Source organism: Janthinobacterium sp. GW822-FHT07H10, assembly GCF_058798675.1.
Map to the genome: position 1 here is coordinate 1 of NZ_JBXAKS010000024.1, position 18,308 is coordinate 18,308.

At 66.3% G+C, this 18,308-nt stretch carries 18 protein-coding genes and 1 tRNA gene; 6 read left to right on the top strand and 13 right to left on the bottom strand.

Annotated features, from left to right (window positions below):
- Positions 1–50 precede the first annotated feature (50 nt).
- The 4 genes from AC1RDJ_RS27710 to AC1RDJ_RS27725 all read right to left on the bottom strand — a co-directional run bounded on the left by AC1RDJ_RS27710 (position 51) and on the right by AC1RDJ_RS27725 (position 3,242).
- Positions 51–542 carry an Hcp family type VI secretion system effector gene (locus AC1RDJ_RS27710; RefSeq protein ID WP_071322745.1) on the bottom strand — a complete coding sequence of 164 codons (492 nt, stop codon included), beginning with the start codon at positions 540–542 and terminating at the stop codon, positions 51–53.
- A gap of 34 nt (positions 543–576) precedes the next feature.
- Entirely contained in the window at positions 577–2,064 is a 1,488-nt protein-coding gene (gene tssC / locus AC1RDJ_RS27715; protein ID WP_493029356.1) for a type VI secretion system contractile sheath large subunit, read from the bottom strand.
- A 1-nt stretch (position 2,065) separates the two neighbouring features.
- Positions 2,066–2,575, bottom strand: a complete 510-nt coding sequence (tssB, locus tag AC1RDJ_RS27720) for a type VI secretion system contractile sheath small subunit (RefSeq protein WP_493029357.1) — start codon at positions 2,573–2,575, stop codon at positions 2,066–2,068.
- A gap of 70 nt (positions 2,576–2,645) precedes the next feature.
- A complete protein-coding gene (locus AC1RDJ_RS27725) occupies positions 2,646–3,242 on the bottom strand; it encodes a hypothetical protein (protein WP_071322742.1) in 597 nt (198 codons plus the stop codon).
- A 280-nt stretch (positions 3,243–3,522) separates the two neighbouring features.
- Between AC1RDJ_RS27725 and tssJ the strand changes: the two genes are divergently transcribed.
- Genes tssJ through icmH form a run of 3 tightly spaced genes read left to right on the top strand, consistent with a single transcriptional unit; the run spans position 3,523 to position 5,198 of the window.
- On the top strand, positions 3,523–4,131 hold the full coding sequence (gene tssJ / locus AC1RDJ_RS27730; RefSeq protein ID WP_493029358.1) for a type VI secretion system lipoprotein TssJ: 609 nt from the start codon (positions 3,523–3,525) through the stop codon (positions 4,129–4,131).
- 45 nt (positions 4,132–4,176) lie between these two features.
- Positions 4,177–4,416 carry a type VI secretion system baseplate subunit TssK gene (gene tssK, locus AC1RDJ_RS27735; protein WP_493029359.1) on the top strand — a complete coding sequence of 80 codons (240 nt, stop codon included), beginning with the start codon at positions 4,177–4,179 and terminating at the stop codon, positions 4,414–4,416.
- Entirely contained in the window at positions 4,413–5,198 is a 786-nt protein-coding gene (gene icmH / locus AC1RDJ_RS27740; protein WP_493029360.1) for a type IVB secretion system protein IcmH/DotU, read from the top strand. The genes tssK and icmH overlap by 4 nt, the downstream gene beginning before the upstream one ends.
- A gap of 154 nt (positions 5,199–5,352) precedes the next feature.
- Here the strand turns inward: icmH and AC1RDJ_RS27745 are convergent, their stop codons facing one another.
- The 4 genes from AC1RDJ_RS27745 to AC1RDJ_RS27760 all read right to left on the bottom strand — a co-directional run bounded on the left by AC1RDJ_RS27745 (position 5,353) and on the right by AC1RDJ_RS27760 (position 12,035).
- On the bottom strand, positions 5,353–6,135 hold the full coding sequence (locus AC1RDJ_RS27745) for an OmpA family protein (RefSeq protein WP_493029361.1): 783 nt from the start codon (positions 6,133–6,135) through the stop codon (positions 5,353–5,355).
- 9 nt (positions 6,136–6,144) lie between these two features.
- Positions 6,145–7,125: a type VI secretion system-associated protein TagF gene (gene tagF / locus AC1RDJ_RS27750; RefSeq protein WP_493029362.1), complete on the bottom strand. Its 981-nt coding sequence runs from the start codon at positions 7,123–7,125 to the stop codon at positions 6,145–6,147.
- Positions 7,122–10,979 carry a type VI secretion system membrane subunit TssM gene (gene tssM / locus AC1RDJ_RS27755; protein ID WP_493029363.1) on the bottom strand — a complete coding sequence of 1,286 codons (3,858 nt, stop codon included), beginning with the start codon at positions 10,977–10,979 and terminating at the stop codon, positions 7,122–7,124. The genes tagF and tssM overlap by 4 nt, the downstream gene beginning before the upstream one ends.
- A gap of 216 nt (positions 10,980–11,195) precedes the next feature.
- Positions 11,196–12,035: a M15 family metallopeptidase gene (locus tag AC1RDJ_RS27760; protein WP_071322735.1), complete on the bottom strand. Its 840-nt coding sequence runs from the start codon at positions 12,033–12,035 to the stop codon at positions 11,196–11,198.
- A gap of 129 nt (positions 12,036–12,164) precedes the next feature.
- Between AC1RDJ_RS27760 and AC1RDJ_RS27765 the strand changes: the two genes are divergently transcribed.
- Entirely contained in the window at positions 12,165–12,857 is a 693-nt protein-coding gene (locus tag AC1RDJ_RS27765) for a hypothetical protein (protein WP_493029364.1), read from the top strand.
- 49 nt (positions 12,858–12,906) lie between these two features.
- Here the strand turns inward: AC1RDJ_RS27765 and AC1RDJ_RS27770 are convergent, their stop codons facing one another.
- Positions 12,907–13,284, bottom strand: coding sequence for a VOC family protein (locus AC1RDJ_RS27770; protein ID WP_071326307.1), 378 nt, complete (start codon positions 13,282–13,284; stop codon positions 12,907–12,909).
- Entirely contained in the window at positions 13,284–14,072 is a 789-nt protein-coding gene (locus tag AC1RDJ_RS27775) for an alpha/beta fold hydrolase (RefSeq protein ID WP_289885689.1), read from the bottom strand. Before AC1RDJ_RS27775 ends, AC1RDJ_RS27770 begins: the two co-directional genes overlap by 1 nt.
- A gap of 337 nt (positions 14,073–14,409) precedes the next feature.
- Between AC1RDJ_RS27775 and AC1RDJ_RS27780 the strand changes: the two genes are divergently transcribed.
- Positions 14,410–14,793, top strand: a complete 384-nt coding sequence (locus AC1RDJ_RS27780) for a hypothetical protein (protein ID WP_232251098.1) — start codon at positions 14,410–14,412, stop codon at positions 14,791–14,793.
- A gap of 154 nt (positions 14,794–14,947) precedes the next feature.
- On the opposite strand, the gene AC1RDJ_RS27785 is transcribed toward AC1RDJ_RS27780, so the two are convergent.
- Positions 14,948–15,023: transfer RNA gene (locus AC1RDJ_RS27785), tRNA-Asn, on the bottom strand.
- 699 nt (positions 15,024–15,722) lie between these two features.
- Between AC1RDJ_RS27785 and AC1RDJ_RS27790 the strand changes: the two genes are divergently transcribed.
- Entirely contained in the window at positions 15,723–16,406 is a 684-nt protein-coding gene (locus AC1RDJ_RS27790) for a GntR family transcriptional regulator (RefSeq protein WP_493029372.1), read from the top strand.
- Positions 16,407–16,492: 86 nt separating this feature from the next.
- On the opposite strand, the gene AC1RDJ_RS27795 is transcribed toward AC1RDJ_RS27790, so the two are convergent.
- The gene (locus AC1RDJ_RS27795; protein ID WP_071322732.1) at positions 16,493–17,791 is read right to left on the bottom strand and encodes an NCS2 family permease; all 1,299 of its coding nucleotides are present in this window, start codon (positions 17,789–17,791) and stop codon (positions 16,493–16,495) included.
- 84 nt (positions 17,792–17,875) lie between these two features.
- Positions 17,876–18,277, bottom strand: a complete 402-nt coding sequence (locus AC1RDJ_RS27800) for a GtrA family protein (protein ID WP_071322731.1) — start codon at positions 18,275–18,277, stop codon at positions 17,876–17,878.
- Positions 18,278–18,308: the final 31 nt, after the last annotated feature.

Below are 18,308 nucleotides of genomic sequence, written 5' to 3' on the forward strand. Positions count from 1 at the left end.
CCCCCCCCCCCCCCCCCCCCCCCCCCCCCCCCCCCCCCGCGCCGGATGGATCAGGCCACGCGGTTCGCGGCCAGGTCCCAGCCGCCCGAGGTATTGCCGCCGGCGCCGCCCGTCACTTTTTGCTGCGTGTATTTCCACTTCACTTTCGAGAACTTGAAGCCCACGTGCTCGCCCAGGATATCGCCCTCTTCCACGTTGGGCGTGACGGCGCCGATCAGCACATTCTCGATCTCGATCTCGAAGTACTTGACGCGCTCGCCCTGGCCGTCGGCGCGCATGAATTCGAAGCGCGCCTTGGGGATGGTCTTGCCGGCCGAGCAGGTCTGCAGCAGCACCGGCGAGGACAGGTCGGCCAGCTTCGAGATGACGATGTCCTTGTGCTCGCAGCGTTCGGCCGTATGCCCGCCGCCTGTCGAGGCGGTGGCCGATTTCGGCTGCTCCACGCTCCAGCTGACCGATTTGCACTCGATCCATTCCTTGTGCTTGTCGTCGGTGGACTCGCCCTTGATGCCGTCTATCTGCAGATATACATCGATTGCCATGGTGTGCTCCTCTGGTTGAAAGGTGATCCTGGAATCAGGAATTGGTCGACTTCGGCAACTCCGCGACCAGTCGGAGCGAAACGGATAATTCATCGAGCTGGAAGTGCGGCCGCAAAAAGGACACGGCGCGGTACACGCCCGGGCGGCCCGGCACTTCGTGCACCTTCACGGACGCCTCGCGCAGCGGGAACTGGGCCTTCTGCTCCTGGCTGGCGTTATCGTCGAGCAGCACATACGTCATCAGCCAGCGGTTCAAAAAGTCTTCCACATTGGCCGCGGCCGTGAAGCTGCCGATCTTGTCGCGCATCATGGCCTTCATGTAGTGGGCGATGCGCGAGACGGCGAAGATGTACTGCAGCTGCGAGGACAGCACGGCGTTCGCATTGGCCGCGTCGCTGCCGTACTTGCGGCTTTTCTGCGCCGACTGCGCGCCGAAGAAGGCGGCGTACGCCGTGTTCTTGCAGTGCACGAGCGAGATGAAACCGAGGTCGCTCAATTCCTTTTCGCGGCGGTCGGTAATCGCCACTTCGGCCGGGCACTTCAGGGCGACGTCGCCTTCGTCCGTCCTGAAGGTGTGCGTCGGCAGGTCGTCCACCAGGCCGCCGCCCTCGACGCCGCGGATGGCGGCGCACCAGCCGAAGTCGGCGAAGGCGCGCGTCAGCTTGCTGCCGAACGCATACGCCGCGTTACACCACAGGTATTTCTGGTGGTCGCTGCCGTCGACTTCCTCGACATAGTTGAAGCCTTCGACGGTGGTGCCGTCGACGGGGTTGAACGGCAGGCGTCCGAGGAACCGGGGCAAGGTCAGGCCGACATAGCGCGCATCCTCGGATGCACGGAAGGCTTTCCATTTCGCGTATTCGATGGTGTCGAACACTTTCGCCAGGTCGCGCGGCTTGCCCAGGTCGCCGTAGGTTTCCAGGCCAAACAGTTCCGGCGCGGCCGAGGCGATGAATGGCGCATGCGCGGCCGCCGCGATGTGCGACATCTGCTCGATGAAATACATGTCTTCCGGCTGGCGCGAAATGGCGTAGTCGCCCAGCAGCGCCGCAAACGGCGCGCCGCCGAAGGTGCCGAATTCCTCCTCGTAGATCTTCTTGAACATGCTGCTCTGGTCGAATTCCAGCGCCGACTGGAAATCCTTCACCAGCTCGCGCCGGGTGGCGTTGAACATGCGGATCTGCAGGCGCGCGCCCGTGTCGGAATTGCCGACCAGGTAGTGCAGGCCGGTCCAGCTTTGCTCGAGCTGCTGGAACGGCGCCGCGTGCATGATTTCGCTGAGCTGCGCGGAAATCAGGCGGTCGATTTCCGCCACGCGCGCGTCCAGCGTGGCCGACAAACTGTGCGACACCAGCACCGTGCCATCGAGCACCTGCGCCACCAGTTCCGAGATCAGGTCGCGCGCGCGCGCATGCTCGGCACCGGACTTGGCGACCCGGCTCTGCTCGACGATCTGGTCCAGCAAGTCCGCTTCCGCGCACGCCGCCGGGGCGCCCGCCTGCATTTCTGCCTGTGCGCTCATCTCAATCCTCCTGGCCGCGGCGTTGCGGCGCCAGGGCCGCCAGGCTGTCGGTATTGTTCAACACCTCCGTCAGCAAGTCTTCCAGCTTGTCGTTGCCGGCCAGCTTGTTGCGCAGGTCGGCCAGCTTGGTGCGCGCCTCGAGCAGCTTGCGCAAGGGTTCGACCTGGCGCACCACCGATTCCGGGCGAAAGTCGGCCATCGAGCGGAAGTGTAATTCGACGGGGAAGGTGCCGCTGTCGTCGCTGAGGCGGTTTTCCACGTCGAAGCGCGCCGCCGGCGCCACGCTGCCCAGCACCTCGTCGAAGTTATCCATGTCGATGGCGACGAACTTGCGGTCCTTCAGGCGCTTCTTTTCACTCTCGGCATTGCCGCCGAAGTCGCCCAGCACGCCCACCACGAAAGGCAGCTCCTTGTTCTCGATCGCGTCGCCGATCTCGACGTCGTAGGTCATCTGCACGCGCGGCGCGCGCACTTTCTGCAGGCGCTTCTGCACACTGTCGGACTTGGCCATGTCATTTCCTTTGCAAAGTGTCGGGACGGCGCCAATTGCGCGCCGGGCAGGCGGGAAGTGCGGAAAGCGCCTATTTCAGGCCGCTGAACGGGTCGGCCGTGCTGCCGCCCTGCGGCGCCGTGTTTTTCGCCGCTGCCGGCGCGCCGGAGCCGCCCGCGCCGCGCTTGCCCGCCGCGGGACGCCTGGCCGGCGGCACCAGCACTTCCTCGCCGATGCTCACGCGCAGCAGCTTGGCCAGGTCCTGCGCTTCCGAACGCAGCGAGCCATTCAGGTTGTTTTGCCGCGACAGGTCGGCCAGGGCCTTGCCCGACAGGCGCAAGCCGCTGACGGCAACGATGCTGTTGGCGACCTTGTCCTCCGGGTCGCGCTCGAGCGCCTCGAGCGCATGGCCGATGGCGTTGCCGTACTGGCCGCGGTCGAATGTCATCTGCGCCATTTGCAGCCACGGCGCCTTGTCGGCCGGGAAGCTGACGCCGCCTTTTCTGAGCAAGGTCATGGCCCGCTCATACTGGCCCGCACGCGCGGCCGCATCGGCGTCGCCCATGACTTGCGCCAGGGTCGGCGCCACGGTCTGTTTGGGCGCCGGCTGCTCCGGCGTGGCGCAGGCGGCCAGCAGCAGGGCGCTGGCGAGGCAGGCAATTCGGCACATCGTGGTGGCTGGCTTCATCTGGGCACTCCTTCACGTGGAGGACGCTACCGCTGGGAACGATGGGCGGCGCCTTGGTGGAGGCCATTATTGATCGCCAGAATTTTTGCCAAATTGAGATTAATCAGCAAAGAAGAAGTTCCGCGCAGCGCTTGCCGGCAGCTGCATCTATGCTGATCTGGCGCAGCATCTGCGTCGATCGCGGACGGACTTTGCGCCAACGCAAGCGGGTCGCTGGCGCATGCGATTAAATGGCGGCAACACCTTCTTTCCACACGTCATATTCTGCGAAGGCCGGCCCATGCGATCTCCTCATCCATTACGCCCGCCATCGTGGCGCCTGGCACTGTGGCCAGTCATTGTTCTGCTGCCGCTGGCCGGCTGCGCGGGCGGCGCCATCGGCACGCTGGCCAACGCGGCGCTGCAGATGACGGGCATGGCCAGGCCGGCACCGGAACTGCCTGACGCGCAAAAGCCGCCGCGCAATGTCAGCATCCGCCTGCACGCGGCGCAGCGCCTGAACACGGATGCGCAAGGCCGGCCGCTGGCGCTGGTGGCGCGCATCTACAAGCTGCGCCAGAACGCCACGTTCGAGCAGGCGCCGTATGACAGCTTCCTCGACGCCCAGCGTGAAAAGGCCGCGCTGGGCGCCGACCTGATGGACGTGAAGGAAGTGCTGCTGGTGCCCGGCCAGCGCTACGAAGTACAGGAAAAAGTCAGCAAGGAAGCGTATTTCATCGGCATCGTGGCGCTGTTCCGCGCGCCGGCCGCGCAGCGCTGGCGCGCCACCTTTGCCGCCGCCGATGCGGAGCGCGGCGGCATCACCGTCGGCCTGCATGCCTGCGCCCTGAGCGTGGACGGCGGCGCGGACGGCGCCATGGCATCGCTGTCCGCGCTGCGCTGCCAGTAAGGCATTCCACCACTACCGCATACCGAGAAGGAGGACGACATGGGCATGGCAGCGAAAGTCTTGTGGGGCGTGGCGCAGATGGAATGGGATCTGGCGGCGCTGAAGACGGGCACCCTGCGCCTGCAGGCGCTGTCGGGCATCCCCGTGCGGCCCGACACCTGTTATTGTGCGCTGGACAGCCGCGGCGTGCTGCATAAACAGATGTTCAAGGCGCAGTCGATTTCCGTGTCTGTGCCGGCCGGCATGCGCGAGCTGCAGCTCGAGCTGATCGCGGTGACGGCATGAGCCAGCTCATCGAACGACGCACGGCACCATCGTTGCTGGGAGCACGCGGCCCCGCCCCTGCCGGTGCCGGCCGCCATGCGGGCAGCGCCCTGCTGGACCTGATGCACGAAGGTTTCTACATGCTGTTCCTGCTCAAGCATGGCTCGCTGCCCGGCGACGAGCAAAGCTTCATGGACCGCATCACGGCCTTCCTCGACGACTTCGAACGCGAAGCGAAAAGGCTGCGCGCCGATGGCGACGACATCGAGGCGGCCAAGTATGCGTTCTGCGCGGCTGTCGATGAAATCATCCTCGCTTCGCCATTCGTCCTGCGCAAGCAGTGGGAGCGGCGCCCGTTGCAGCTGCTGATCTTTGGCGACCAGCTGGCCGGCGAGCACTTCTTCGACCGCCTCGACGCGCTGCGCGGCAAGGGCGCCATGCGCGTGCAGGCGCTGCAGGTGTTCCACATGTGCCTGTTGCTGGGCTTCCAGGGCAAGTACGCGCTCGACGGCGGCGAAAAACTCAGCTACCTGACGGGGCGCCTGGGCGACGAGATCGCCCACATCAAGGGCAAGAGCCGCAGCTTCGCGCCGCGCGCCGAGCGTCCCGACCAGGTGGTCCACAAGCACCGCAGCGACGTGCCGCTGTGGGCCTTGACGAGCGTTTTCGCCCTGCTGGCCATCTGCGCCTACCTGGGCCTGAAGACGCATCTGACGCATGGCACGCAAGCGACGCTGGCCGCGTATGCGGACCTGGTGAAACTGGCGCCACGGCCTGCACACCTGACCATCACCCTGCCCTGAAGACGTCACAAAACCTGCTGCGCGTCGCGATGTGCGGCCTGCGATGCTCAATGACTGGGCGTCCCCGTGCATTCGCACATCTGCGCTTCTCGGGCAAACGGGGACGCCTGGCCTCTCATCCGCTCGCGACGGTTTTGCGAGGTGTCAACCCAAGCTATTGCGCAATCCTGAATTCGATGCGCCGGTTGCGTGCGCGGCCGTCGGCCGTCGTGTTGGCAGCCACGGGACGGTCCGGTCCCTGGCCCGAGGCCAGCACCGCATCCGGCGCGATGCCCTTGGTCGCCAGGTAGCTGCGCACGGCGTCGGCGCGCGCCTGGCTCAGGGCCACGTTGCTGGCGCGCAGGCCCGTGTTGTCCGTGTGCCCGATCACTTCCACCTTGCGCTCCCTGAGCTTGCGCATGACGGCCGCCATTTCGTCGAGGATGGCCAGGCCCGCCGGCGTGATGGAGGCCTGGCCGCTGTCGAATTCGACGATGCGCTTGTCGAGCGTGGCGTCGAGCATGCCCTGCTCGGCCGCGCTGACGCGCAAGCCATTGTTGACGACATACGTGGGATTGAGGCTGGTGGCGATGTCGCTGGCGATCTGCTGGCGCTGCGCCTCGTTCGCCACTTCGCCGCGCACGCTGACGTTGTTGCCGTCGATGCTGATCTGCCCGCGCGAAATCAGCTTCAGATGCGGCGCGATCAGCTTGTGCACATGGGCGTTCCAGTTGGCCGGCACGGCCACGTTGCCGATGGCGATCTGGTCGACCACCCGCCCGGCGCCATACAGCTCGCGCAAACGGCCCAGCACGGCCGCCTTGGCCGCTTCGTCGGCGAGGGTGCCCGTCACCAGGACCTGCCCCGGCATGGGCGTGGCGGGCGCCTGCGCCTGTACCTGGGCGCGGCAGGGAGCGGCGGCGGCCAGCAGCACGAGGAAGAGCAGCGTTGGTTTCATCGCAATCCTTCAGGCAAAGGTGCCGGCAAACAGGGCGCAGGCCGAGCGCAGCGACAGCTGCTCCTGCTGCAGGCAGGCGGACAGCTGGCGCAGCGCCGGGTCCTGCTCCAGCTGCTCCTCGACCCAGTCCAGCTGGTCGAACACCACCAGCCGCTCGCTGGCCGCCTGCGGGTCGATCAGTGCATGCAAGCCATGCGGGTCGGCGCCGCCAAAACCGATCACCAGCACGGGCGCCTCGTCGAGATGGGCGAAGAACAGCGCCAGTTCGAAGTCGCCGTGGCGCAGGAAGGGGGCGACCAGGTGCAGCCAGAAGCTGGCCACCAGTTCGCGCTCACGCACCGCCTGCGGCAGCGGCAGCACCAGGCTTTTTTCCAGGCGCGGCCCGCTGCTGTGTCGTACCGGCTGCAGCAGCAGGCCCAGGCCCAGCAGCAGTTCGCGCACCGTCACGGGAAACGCGGGCGAGGCCAGCATGGCTTGCAGCCCGTGCAGGGTCTGCGCCTGCAGGAAGGCCGACAATTGCGCCGCATGACCGGCGGCGGCCGTCTCGACATCCACCACATCGCCGGCCAGCGCCAGCAGCGCCGATGCCGGTTCGGCGCTGGCCACGATGCCCTGCGACAGCTGCTCGACGCGCTGCCACAACGGCGCCAGCACCAGCGGACTGCAGGCGACGAAGGCGTCGGCGTCGTCGACCTCCAGCGCGCCCATGGCCATGAAGGGAAAGCGCCGCTGCGACTGGTCGCTGCTCGCTTCCAGGCGCCCGGCGATGGCGCGCCGGCTGCGCGTGCCGACAAAGGCAAAGCGCAGCGGCGGCAAGGCGTCGTAATTGAGCTTCCAGCGCGGCGCGGCCGTCAGCGCGTTCATCACCTGCGCCAGCCAGTCGTCGAGCAGCTGCACCAGCGCGTGGTTGTCGCAGGCCTTGATAAAGTCGCCGCGCGCGGGGATCTTGCCGAAGTAGCCGAGGCGCACCTGCTGCGGCCCGCGCCTCATGGCGCCACCCCGCTTGCCACCGCGGGCACGTCGGCCGCGGCGATGGCCTGCGCCGCCACAGGCGGGGCCACAGGAAGGACTACCGGAGGGGCCGCAGCCCCGACGATGGTCTCGGGCAGCTGCATGCCGCGAAAGCCCTGCTCCTGCGGCCCGCTGTTCGCGCCCGCCCCTGTCGTCTCGGCGCTGCTGGTGATTTTCAGGTCGAGCGCCACGGCGACGTCGCCGCGCGTCCAGCGCAGCTCGAACACGCCGCCGTCCTTGCGCTTCTTGGCTGCCGCGTCGATCATGCGCTTCAGGCCGAACTGGCCCGGCTCGTTGAACAGTTCCACCGTGCGCCCGTCGAAGGTGACGGCCGTGATGCGCGCTCCCTGCGTGCCCGCCGCGCCCTGCGGGCCGGGATGCACCATGTTGGTCCACTGCGCCGGCGTATTGCGGTAGCGCAGCTGCTGGCCGTCGATCTCCAGCGTGTATTCCAGCGTGCCCGGCGCCGGCGACGGCTGGATCTGGAACACGGTCTGCGCCGCCGTCGACGTGGCCGCCACGCCGCCCGCGCCCAGCGGCGCGATCCAGCCGGGGAAGCGCGCCACCACCTGCGGCGACAGGCTGATGCCCATGTCGGCCCAGGTGCGCGGCGCCAGCACGTCGCCGCGCCGCACCACCAGCGGCCCCATGGAAGTCGTGACGAATTTCGCCACCAGCCCTTCCGGGCCGAAGAACTGGCCGATCTCCAGGCTGCTCGCCTCGATGCGCGCGGCGGGCGCGAATGGATACTTGTGGGCCAGCGACTTCTGGAACGGTTCATACACCTGCGCCGCCCAGGTCTTGTTGAGGTCCAGTTCGGCCGGCGCCACGATGACGGCGAAGGTCTGCATCAGCGGGCGCACGAGGATGGGACGTATGGCCTGCTTTTGCGCATCGCTCATCCCCGTGAGCATCTGCTCGTCGACCAGTTTCAGCGCGTCGGCCAGCTCGGAGCCGCCGCCCTCGAGCGTCTGCTGCATGAACTGGCGCGCGCCCGGCCCCGCGTCGCCCTGGTTCTTCAGCAGGTTCAAGCGGCTGCGCAGTTTCGACAGCGCCTCCAGGTAGGCGCGCATCAGCGAGACATTGCTGTCCCTGGCCGCCACAAGCTTGGCGACGCCGGCAAATTCGCGCCCCACGGGCCCCATCGGCTTGTCCAGGCGGGCCGGGTCAGCTTGCGCGTTCAGGCCAGGGTTCGACATCAGCTGCGATGGCGCGCGGCGCAGCACGGTCTCCTTGAACCAGGCGATGATGCCCCGCTCGGCCGTGCGCAGCTGCGCATTCTGCAGGGCCGGATTGTCCCACGAGGTTTCATCGTAAATGGTCGTCAGCAGCCTGGCGATAGGCGACGCCTGCGGGTCGCCCAGGCGGTTCATGGCCTGCACGGCGCCGTCGAAGCCTTTCAGGTCGGCGACGGCCACGCCCTGCACGAACTTTTGCCACTCGCGCGCGTAGTCGGCCTTGTACAGCGCCACGAGGTTTTTCTCGATCTGTTCCGGACTGCCTTCCAGCGTCAGGTCGTCGGTGGAGGCGCTCTTCAGCACCCAGTCCGCGCTTTGCAGCTCACGGTTGGCGGCGTCGCGGAACGCGCCCTCGACGAACTTTTCCCACGCCTGGCGCGTGTAGGCGCCCGACACCGCATGGCTGCCGGCCAGCAGCGCCTGGTCCTGCTCGCCGACGATGCGCGCCACCGTCATGCCGGGAAACCGCGTCGCGGCGCGTGCGCGAATGTCGGCATACACGCGCTCGCGCGCCGGCATGCCGCGCACGACGCGGCGCAGGTTCTCGCGCGCCTGGTCGACCAGCGCCAGCTTTTGCTCGATGCGCGGCCACGACGGGTCGCCGATCTGCGCCAGGTAAAACGTCAGCAGCCGCTCGGCGCTGCGTATCATCTGCTCGCGCGGCATGGCGCCCCGGTTGCCTTCCAGCCAGCCGCGCCAGAAGCGCGTCATCTGGTCGTTCAGGTGACTACTTTCCGCATGCGTCTTATCGGCCAGCATCAGATAGGTTTTCAGCGCGTTATAGGCGTCTTCCACGTTCGTCGCGCTGGCCGCCTGGTACTGGACGCCGCGCGGCGCGGCAGCCGTTGCGGCAGGCGGCATGGCGGCCGGCGTTTGCGGCGTGCGCGCGGCCGGCTGCAGCTGGTCGGCGCTGGCGTTCATCTCCGCCAGCAAGGCTTCCAGGCCGGCCGTCACCGGCGCCAGCATGACGTGGCGCGCGCCGGCGAAATACTCTTCGCGCAGCTTGCGCTCGAGCAGCTCGCCCTGGTACAGGCCCATGCGCAGGGACCACGGCCGCTGCGTGCGGTATGCTTCCAGCTGCTCGATGCGGTCCTGCAAGATGTCGAGCGCCTCGAGGCGCGATTGCAGGTCCAGCCGCTGCTCCTGCAGCTTCAGCACTTTGTTTAAATCGGCCTCGACATTGGCCACCAGTTGCCGGTTGCCCAGGTAAGACCAGCTCCAGCCCCCCAGGCAGGCACCCAGGGTGACGGTGGCCGTGAAGAACACGGCATACTTGAAACGCAGCCTGGCGCGGCTCGCATAGTTGGCCACCAGGTGCTTGTCGGCAAAGATCACCTTGCGGAACAGGTCGAGCAGGAAATAGCCATGCTGGCGCGCGCCCGATGGCGCCGCGGCCGGGGCCGGCGTGAAGGCCAGGTCGAAGCGGCGCGCCACCCGCTGCCGCGAGGCGCTGACGGGTTCGCCCTCCTGCAGCGCGCTGGTCAAATAAAAGCCGCGGAACACGGGCTGGAACTGGAAGGGATTTTCCTCGAACAGGGTGGCGATGAAGGCGCGCAAGGCCGGCTTGATGGCGGCGAACTCGAGCGGGAAAGTAAACACCCCGGGCGCCATCGCCTTGCGCTGCCGGTGCGCCATGTTGGCCAGGCTCAGTTCCGTCAAGCCATCGTGCAATTCATCGAAACTCTGGTCGAAAAAGCTCAGCAATTCCGAGGTCGGCAACTTGCGCCGGTAGGGCATGGTGGCGCCCCAGACGCGCTCGCGCTCGCTGCGTTCGGCTTCGGCGAAAAATTCGCCGAAGCCGGCGATCAGGTCCGCCTTGGTAAACACGATGTACAGGGGCGCGAATACTTCCAGGCGCTCGATGACGTCCTGCACGCGCTTGCGCAGGCTGCGCGCCAGTTGCATGCCGACGTCGGGATCGCCGCCCAGCTCGGCGATGCTGACGGCGATGAGGATGCCGTTGACGGGCGCCTTGCGCCGGTATTTTTTCAGCAGGTCGAGAAAGCCGAACCACTCGCCGCGGTGCTCGTCGACGACGGAGTAGCGGCCGGCCGTGTCGAGCACGATGCCATCGGTGGTGAAAAACCAGTCGCAGTTGCGGGTGCCGCCCACGCCTTGCACGATCTTGCCGTCGGCGAAAGGAAATTGCAGGCCCGAATGCAGGATGGCGCTGCTCTTGCCGGCGGCCGGATTGCCGATGATCATGTACCACGGCAATTCATACAGGGCGGCGGCGCCCGACTTGAGCCCCAGCCTGGAACTCTTGATGGTGTCGATGGCGGCCAGCATGCCCGTGCGCACGGCGTCGAGTTCGCCATTTTGCGGACTGGCCGCCGTAGCCGCCTCGGCAGCGGCGATCTCGGCCTGGTTGAGGATGGCCTGGCCCAGCGCCTGCGCATCGCGCCGCGCGCGCCGGCGGCGCCACAGCCAGGCGCCCAGCCAGGCCAGCGCCGTCAGCAACAGCAAGGCCAGGGCCCAGACCAGCGCCACTTCCAGTACCTCGGCGCCCAGGTACAGGAAGGCGGCCAGCGCCACGAAACCGAGGATGGTCAGATTGCGGCTGTCGGTGAGGAAATACCAGATGCGTCGCGGCATGGTGAGCCCAGGGTGAGGTCGCACAGCGGAAATGGCGCCGCCGCGAAACCAGGCGGACCCGACCCATGCTGACAGCAATGGGACCGGACTTTGTTGATAAAGGACAAGTATCGGCAGGCCGCCAGCGGTGCATGGCGCGGCGCCCTTGATGCTGCGCAAGCATGCTTACGCCTGTGAAATCTCGGCCTGCGCGCGGCGCTAGAATGGCTGCGCCGCCTACTTGCCCAGCACGCGGGGCTGCGGTAATTCCGTATGACCGAAATCCATCATGGTCCAGCGCCCGCCCCAGCGCAGGCCCACCGATTCGGCCGTCACGCCATACAGGCGATAGCCGCGCATGGCCCAGGCATTTTTTTCAGAAATGATGAGCTTTCCTTCATGCATGAACGCGCAATCGGCAGCCAGGCCGTACTGGTGATAGCTTTGAAACGCACGGGCATTCGTCACGTGCGGGCCGGCCGCCGCCAGCTGGTCCTGGCGCGCCGGGCTGCGGTAGCCTTCCAGCAAGACCATATCGTAGCCATGCACGTCCTTCATGATCTTGAAGACCAGCAGCAGGCGCTGCGCATAGTCGTGGTCGAGCAGCTGCCAGTTGCGGCTGGCGCCGCCGAGCAGCGGACGCAGCTGCGTCACCTCCGCCGTGGAAAACAGCAGCGGCGGCAAGGTGGGCGGCGGCACCAGCTGCTCGCCCCTGAGCAAGTCGCTGACCTGGTCGTTGATGGCGTGTTGCCTGTCCGCATAGCCGCGCAGGACGATGCGCTCGCTGGACAGCCAGGCCAGCAGCGGCGGCGCGACGATCAGCAGGCCGCCCGCCAGCGACAGCCAGCGGTGGCGCGACAGCAGCTGCCAGCCACCGGCCAGCCCGGACCCCGTGTGCCGCTGCAGGCGCTGCCATTGCGCCCCGCCACCACGATTCAGGCGTTGCGCGCGTCGCTGCACGCGCCAGCCCAGGTTGACCACGGCGTGCAGCACGATGGCGCGGCCGCCGGGAAAAAGCAGCAGCCAGCAGGCGAAGCAAGCCAGCAGGAAATACATCAGGACCAGGGCGACGAACATGGGGCGCTCCGTGACAGGCATCGGCGAGGGACCGGACAGGATTGCCCGGCGGTATCGCTAGATCGTATGCGCCCGCGGCCCGCATGAGCGCGGTTTACATCAAGTTCGATCCAGTTCGGAGGTGATATTTTGTCTTTACTGAAAACCGGGGACGGCACGGCGCGCGGACCCAGGCTGCTGGCCGAGGGCGGTACGCCCGCCACGCAAGCCGGAGGCAACCGCATCCTGTCCCGGCTCGAACATGGGGGTGCCGCCACGACCGTGCCCGCTGCGCGCTGGCATCCCGGCTGGCGCTACTGGGCCGGTGCCGGCGCCGGCGCGACGCTCCTCCTCCTGGCCGCGCTCGCGCATGAGCCCGTCAGTCCGCCCGTACGCCCGGTGTCCGCGCCGGCCGTGGCGACGGCGGCCGCCGGCGCGCCTTCCCTGCCCCCGCCTGTGGTGCAGCAAGCGGCCGCGCCGCAGGCTGCCACCATCGTCAATGAAGCGATGCTGACGCTGCCGGCGATACCGCCGCTGGCCGTGGCAGCGTCCCCTGCCGCGAGCGCGCCGCGCAAGGCGCCGGCCGCCACGCGCCAGCCAGCGTCCCGGCCGACGGCAACCGCACCGGGCGACAGCGACGTCGCCTTGCTGACGGCCATGGTGGCCCATGCGCACCGGCAGGCAGGCACGCCAAGGGCGGCGCGCGACGTGGTGCTGCGTGGCGAGGACGGGGAAACGGCAGGCTTGCTGCAGCGCTGCAAGCAGCTGGGCATGATCGAGGGCATGCTGTGCCGCTCGCGCATCTGCTCGGGGCGCTGGGACAGCGATCCCGCCTGCCATTGACGGCGGTGGCGGTGGCGCTGTCGCCGCGCCTGCCGTCGCACAGGCGCTCTCAGGCGCGTTCGGACACTTCGATCAGGTTGCCGTCGGGGTCGCGCAGGTAGACGGAACGGATGGGCCAGTTGGCGCCCGTGCGGGCCACCGGGCCCTCCTCGATGGCCACGCCCAGGCTGGCCAGGTGGGCGATGAAGGCATCGAGCGGCACGGCGGCGATGAAGCACAGGTCCAGCGCGCCGGGCGTCGGCAGTTCCGCCTTGGGCAGGAATTCCCTGCCCGCTTCATGCAGGTTGATTTTCTGCGCGCCGAACTTGAACGCGTGGCGCCCGGCGCCAAAGGTTTCCAGCCGCATGCCCAGCACGCGCGTATAAAAATCGATGCACGCCGCCTTGTCGCGGGTCGTCAGTACCAGGTGGTCCAGGTGGGAAATCATCATGTCCTCGGGTGATGGGACGCCTCCAGGCGGCCACGCAAAAAGCCTTCCATCAGCGCCAGCAACGCTTGCGGCTGCTCCTGGTGCGGCGTGTGGCCGCACTGCTCGACCATGGCCGGCATGGCGTTCAGTGCCTGCGCCACGATGGCGTCGACCTGGGCCGCGCTGCCATACTGGTCTTCACTGCCCTGTACCACCAGCGCCGGGCACTCGACGGAAGGCAGCAGGTATTCGATGTTCCAGAACTGGAAACCGTAGCTGAGCCAAGTCTCGGACCAGGCCTTGAAGATGGTCTCCGTCTTGTCCCCGTGGTATTTCGCCAGCGCGCGCAGCTTGCCGGCGCCGAACGCCGCGTCGGCCGTGCGGATGCCGTCGAGCGTCATGCCTTCGACGAACACGTGCGCCGCCTCGGTGATGATGCCGCGCAAGCGTGGCGGCTGCTGCGCCGCATAGATCAGGGCGATGCTGCCGCCATCGGAGTGGCCGATGAGGAAATGATCCTGTCCCGGAATCAGGGCGGCCAGCACGTGCGGCAACTCGCGCAGCGCATAGTCGTGCAAATAATGGATCTGGCGGCGCAAGGTCAGCGGCGACGACTGTCCGTAGCCGAGGCGGTCATACAGCAAGCCGCGACAGCCCGTGGCCTGGCACAGCTGCGCCGGAAAATCCTTCCACATCGCGCAGCAACCGAGTCCCTCGTGCAGGAAGACCAGGCAGGGCTTGGCGGGGTCGCCATCGATCAGCTCATAGTAGACATCGTCTTCGGTGTTCAGGTTCAGTATCGGCATAGGCTAGGCTCGCAACGGTTTACGCATGACAGGACAAGCTGGACTATTGTGCCATCGTCCTGTCCGGCGCGCCTGCGGCCCGCATAAAAATAGCCTGCAAGAAAAGACATCGGGAACTGCCTGCAAGGTCTTTGCGCCAGCACAAGTTCACGCTGTTTTTCTCGTCGCCAGCAGCCCTTAGTCTCTGTGCGCACGCCTAAAATGGATAACTCCAACAGCATGGAGCAGGCGGCTACCTTATCAGCCAGGACGTGACACTGGCCGTCACGGCAGCAGATACGGCGTCCGGCCGCGCAACGACAGGCGCGGCGTCCAAACTATCGATCAGGAGTACATCATGGAAATGAAAGTAGAACACCGCACCGGCAGCAACCTGGCACTGGAAGAAACCGATGCGCCGACGGAGCAGGAAGGCAAGAGTGCAAAAGGCGCGGCAGCACAGGATCTCAACCTGAGCCCCGCCGCCTTCACCACCTACTACACGTGGACCGCCAATGGCGTGCATCCTTCGGTCAACTTCGCCAATGCCAACGTGAAGGCCAATTCGCGCGTCTTCCTCAATATCAGCGAGTATGCAGCGAATGCGCAAGACCGTTTTATCGGCGCAGCCCGCATGGCCGTGTACAACATCGCCCCGTATAACGGCGGCTTCCGCGCCTGGGTGGATATCTCGTGGGGCAGCCCGCTCAAGATCCGTTTCGACGTGTTTGTCGATCCCTGATACGGGAAGCATGCAGCGAGTCCCGGCCGCCGGCAGGCAGACAGGCATCGCGTAGTCGTCATGCATTGAAGGGATGGACTGCGTGAACGGGAAACCGTGCGCACATGACAAAAGGGCCACGTGTTGCCACGTGGCCCTTTGCTACTGCTTGTTCTGGCTCCCCGACCTGGACTCGAACCAGGGACCTGCGGATTAACAGTCCGTCGCTCTACCAACTGAGCTATCAGGGAAAGGAGGCCGAATTATATACGTCAAAATTTCCCATGTCTAGTTGCAATCGGCATGCTGGCAAAAAACATGGCGCCAGCGGCGCCCAGAGCACGGCAGGTTCCGCCACGCCCGCCGCACGCCGGGCATGGCGGCAGCGCGTCCGGCAGCGAGCAGCCATCGGACTCTGGCGGCGAAGACCCAGCCCCAGGCAAGCAAATACCCCCGCAGCGGGCAAAGGCCAGAATGCGGCTGGAAGGCGGCGGAACGGCAAAATGACGGTGAGGTAAAGCGTCAGGGGCGCCAGGATCAACGGCTGGATAAGGGTTGCGGAAAAGTGACGGCGGCGAGGCAGCTGCGGGAAAACAGCTGAAAAGCAGCCGGAAAGGAGTTGAAAAACGGCGGAAAAACGGTGGCCGGCATATCCGCACCCGCCCTCAAGCTGCGCCTGCACGGTGTGCTGGCGCGGCACGCTTACGCCATACGGAGCAAGCATCGGAGCAAGCGTGCGCAACACGGCCGGGCCACTGCCGGGGTCGTCTGCGCGCCGCGACGCAAGATAGTAGAATAGCCTGGCCTTCGCAGCACGGAAGGCGCTGAACGGCATGCCGGCGGCTGGGGCCTGATCCACGCTGCCGCGCTGGCATGCGCTTGCAAGGTTCATCCTTGTCCCTGGCCGACTGTTCTCACCTGACATGACCGACGAATCAAGCGCACCCGCAATGGACAAGCCCGGCAGCGGCGACAGCTCGCCCGAGATCGCCGGGCATATCGCGGCGGCCATCGTGGCGCGCCAGCTGCCGCCCGGCACCCGGCTGCGCGAAGAGGCGCTGTGCCGGCTGTATGGCGTCAGCCGCACGAAGATCCGCGCCGCCCTGCTGATCCTGTCGAAAGACAAACTGATACGCATGGTGCCCGACAAGGGCGCCTTCGTCAGCCAGCCCAGCGAGGCGGAGGCGCGCGACATTTTCGCCGCGCGGCGCATCGTCGAGGCGGGCGTGGCGCGCGCCTTCGTCGCGCGGGCCAAGCCTGCCGACTACAGGATGCTGGAGCGGCACCTGAAGGCGGAGCGCCTGGCGCTGGCCCAGGCCACGCCGCTGCGTTCGCAACTGCTGGGCGACTTCCACGTGCTGCTGGCCGACATCGCCGGCAATGCCGTCCTGCGCGATATCGTGCGCGAACTGGTGGGGCGCAGCTCCCTCATCACCATGCTGTACCAGTCCAGCCACGACGCGGCCTGCTCGTGCGACGAACATGGCCGCTTTCTCGAGGCGGCGCGCAGCGGCGACGCGGACCTGGCGACGCGCCTGATGCTGGAGCACCTGACGCATGTGGAGGCGGCATTGTGCTTCGACGGCAGCGCCGGCGGCGACAGGAAAGACCTGGTGGCGGCCCTGCTGATGTGAATGCCCGCGCCAACGGCAAAGGCCGCCGGTGCTGCTGCACTGGCGGCCTTTTTTATGCCGGGGCCATGCACGCGCCGGCGAACCGGCTATTCGCCCAGATAAATGAACTTGAACAGGAAGATGGCCGCGATGATGTAAGCCACCACCGACACTTGTTTGCCCTTGCCCGTCAACAGTTTCAATACGGCGTAGGTGATGAAGCCAAAGGCCACACCGCTGGCCACGGAATAGGTAAATGGCATCATCAGCGCCGTGATGGCGGCCGGAATGCTTTCCGTGCTGTCATCCCAGTCGATGAAGGTCAGTTCGCGCAGCATCAAACAAGCCACGTACAGCAGCGCGGGCGCCGTCGCGTACGGCGGCACCGTGTGCGCCAGCGGGGCGAAGAACAGGCTGCCCAGGAACAGCAGCGCAACGGCCACGGCCGTCAAGCCCGTGCGGCCGCCCGCCTGCACACCGGCCGCGCTTTCCACGAAGGCCGTGGTGCTCGACGTGCCCAGGCAGGCGCCGGCAGCGATCGCCGTGCTGTCGGCCAGCAAGGCCTTGTTCATGCGCTCCATCTTGCCGTCTTTCAACAAGCCGGCACGGTTGGCCACGCCCATCAGGGTGCCTGTCGCGTCAAACAGTTCTACCAGGAAAAACACCAGCACCACGTTGACGATGCCGATCGACAGCGCGCCCATGATGTCGAGCTTGAACAGGGTCGGCTCGATGGCGGGCGGCGTCGAGACGATGCCGTTGAACTGGTTGCCGCCGAAGAAGAAGCTGGCGACGGTGATGGCAAGAATGCCGATCAGGATGGCGCCCGGCACTTTCAGGCGGTCCAGCGCGACGATGATGAAGAAACCGAGGATGGCCAGGATGGGCGCCGCCTGGTGCAAGTCGCCCAGGGCGATGATGGTGGCCGGATTCGACACCACCACGCCCGCGCTTTTCAGCGAAATGATCGCCAGGAACAGGCCGATACCGACGGTAATCGCCGTGCGCAGCGCGGGCGGGATGCTGTTGATGATCATCTCGCGCACCTTGAACAGGCTGACCAGGATGAACAGGCAACCGGAAATGAAGACGGCGCCCAGCGCCACTTCCCAGCTCATGCCCATGCCCTTGACCACGGTGTACGAAAAATACGCGTTCAAGCCCATGCCCGGCGCCAGCGCGATCGGGTAATTCGCGTACAGGCCCATGATCAGGGTGCCGATGGCGGCCGCCAGGCAGGTGGCGACGAAGACGGAGTCTTTCGGCATGCCGGCGTCGCCGAGGATGGACGGGTTGACGAAGATGATGTAGGCCATCGTCAGGAATGTGGTCAGGCCGGCCAGCAGCTCCGTGCGCACATTGGTCCCGTTGTCCTTCAATTTGAAATAGCGTTCCAGGAACTGCATGATTAACCCCTTGTTTTGGTAAAACCGGGCGCCGGCTGGTGGCCGGTGCGCCTCTTTTTATTGCCACTCTTGCTGAATGTACGCCTACTTTCCCGCCGCGCCGGCCGGCTTGAACGCCCACCAGCGGCTGCCCGCAAAATTCCAGACCAGCCCGATGCCCGTCGCCAGCACCTGCGCCAGCCAGTAATACCAGCCCAGCTGGTGCACCAGCAGCCACATCAGCCCCGTATTGATGCACCAGCCGATGCCCAGCAAGGTGAAATACTTGCTGGCCGCTTCGCCGTGCCCCTTGTCGCTTTTAAAAGTGAAAAAGTAATTGAGGATGTAGTTGACGACGGAACCGAGGATGTAGCCGATACCGGAAGCGGCGGCGGCGCTGATGCCAGCCCATTCCACGCCGCCCCACAGCACGCTGTATTGCACGGCCGTGCCGGAAGCGCCGACGGCGGCGAAACGTAAAAATTGGTGATGCAGGGAATGGGACATTGTCAATTTTAAAATGAGGCGAAAACAATCG

Coding starts and splice junctions, on each gene's coding strand:
- AC1RDJ_RS27710 (WP_071322745.1), bottom strand. CDS start 542: ATGGCAATCGATGTATATCTGCAGATAGACGGCATCAAGGGCGAGTCC.
- tssC (WP_493029356.1), bottom strand. CDS start 2,064: ATGAGCGCACAGGCAGAAATGCAGGCGGGCGCCCCGGCGGCGTGCGCG.
- tssB (WP_493029357.1), bottom strand. CDS start 2,575: ATGGCCAAGTCCGACAGTGTGCAGAAGCGCCTGCAGAAAGTGCGCGCG.
- AC1RDJ_RS27725 (WP_071322742.1), bottom strand. CDS start 3,242: ATGAAGCCAGCCACCACGATGTGCCGAATTGCCTGCCTCGCCAGCGCC.
- tssJ (WP_493029358.1), top strand. CDS start 3,523: ATGCGATCTCCTCATCCATTACGCCCGCCATCGTGGCGCCTGGCACTG.
- tssK (WP_493029359.1), top strand. CDS start 4,177: ATGGCAGCGAAAGTCTTGTGGGGCGTGGCGCAGATGGAATGGGATCTG.
- icmH (WP_493029360.1), top strand. CDS start 4,413: ATGAGCCAGCTCATCGAACGACGCACGGCACCATCGTTGCTGGGAGCA.
- AC1RDJ_RS27745 (WP_493029361.1), bottom strand. CDS start 6,135: ATGAAACCAACGCTGCTCTTCCTCGTGCTGCTGGCCGCCGCCGCTCCC.
- tagF (WP_493029362.1), bottom strand. CDS start 7,125: ATGAGGCGCGGGCCGCAGCAGGTGCGCCTCGGCTACTTCGGCAAGATC.
- tssM (WP_493029363.1), bottom strand. CDS start 10,979: ATGCCGCGACGCATCTGGTATTTCCTCACCGACAGCCGCAATCTGACC.
- AC1RDJ_RS27760 (WP_071322735.1), bottom strand. CDS start 12,035: ATGTTCGTCGCCCTGGTCCTGATGTATTTCCTGCTGGCTTGCTTCGCC.
- AC1RDJ_RS27770 (WP_071326307.1), bottom strand. CDS start 13,284: ATGATTTCCCACCTGGACCACCTGGTACTGACGACCCGCGACAAGGCG.
- AC1RDJ_RS27775 (WP_289885689.1), bottom strand. CDS start 14,072: ATGCCGATACTGAACCTGAACACCGAAGACGATGTCTACTATGAGCTG.
- AC1RDJ_RS27780 (WP_232251098.1), top strand. CDS start 14,410: ATGGAAATGAAAGTAGAACACCGCACCGGCAGCAACCTGGCACTGGAA.
- AC1RDJ_RS27790 (WP_493029372.1), top strand. CDS start 15,723: ATGGACAAGCCCGGCAGCGGCGACAGCTCGCCCGAGATCGCCGGGCAT.
- AC1RDJ_RS27795 (WP_071322732.1), bottom strand. CDS start 17,791: ATGCAGTTCCTGGAACGCTATTTCAAATTGAAGGACAACGGGACCAAT.
- AC1RDJ_RS27800 (WP_071322731.1), bottom strand. CDS start 18,277: ATGTCCCATTCCCTGCATCACCAATTTTTACGTTTCGCCGCCGTCGGC.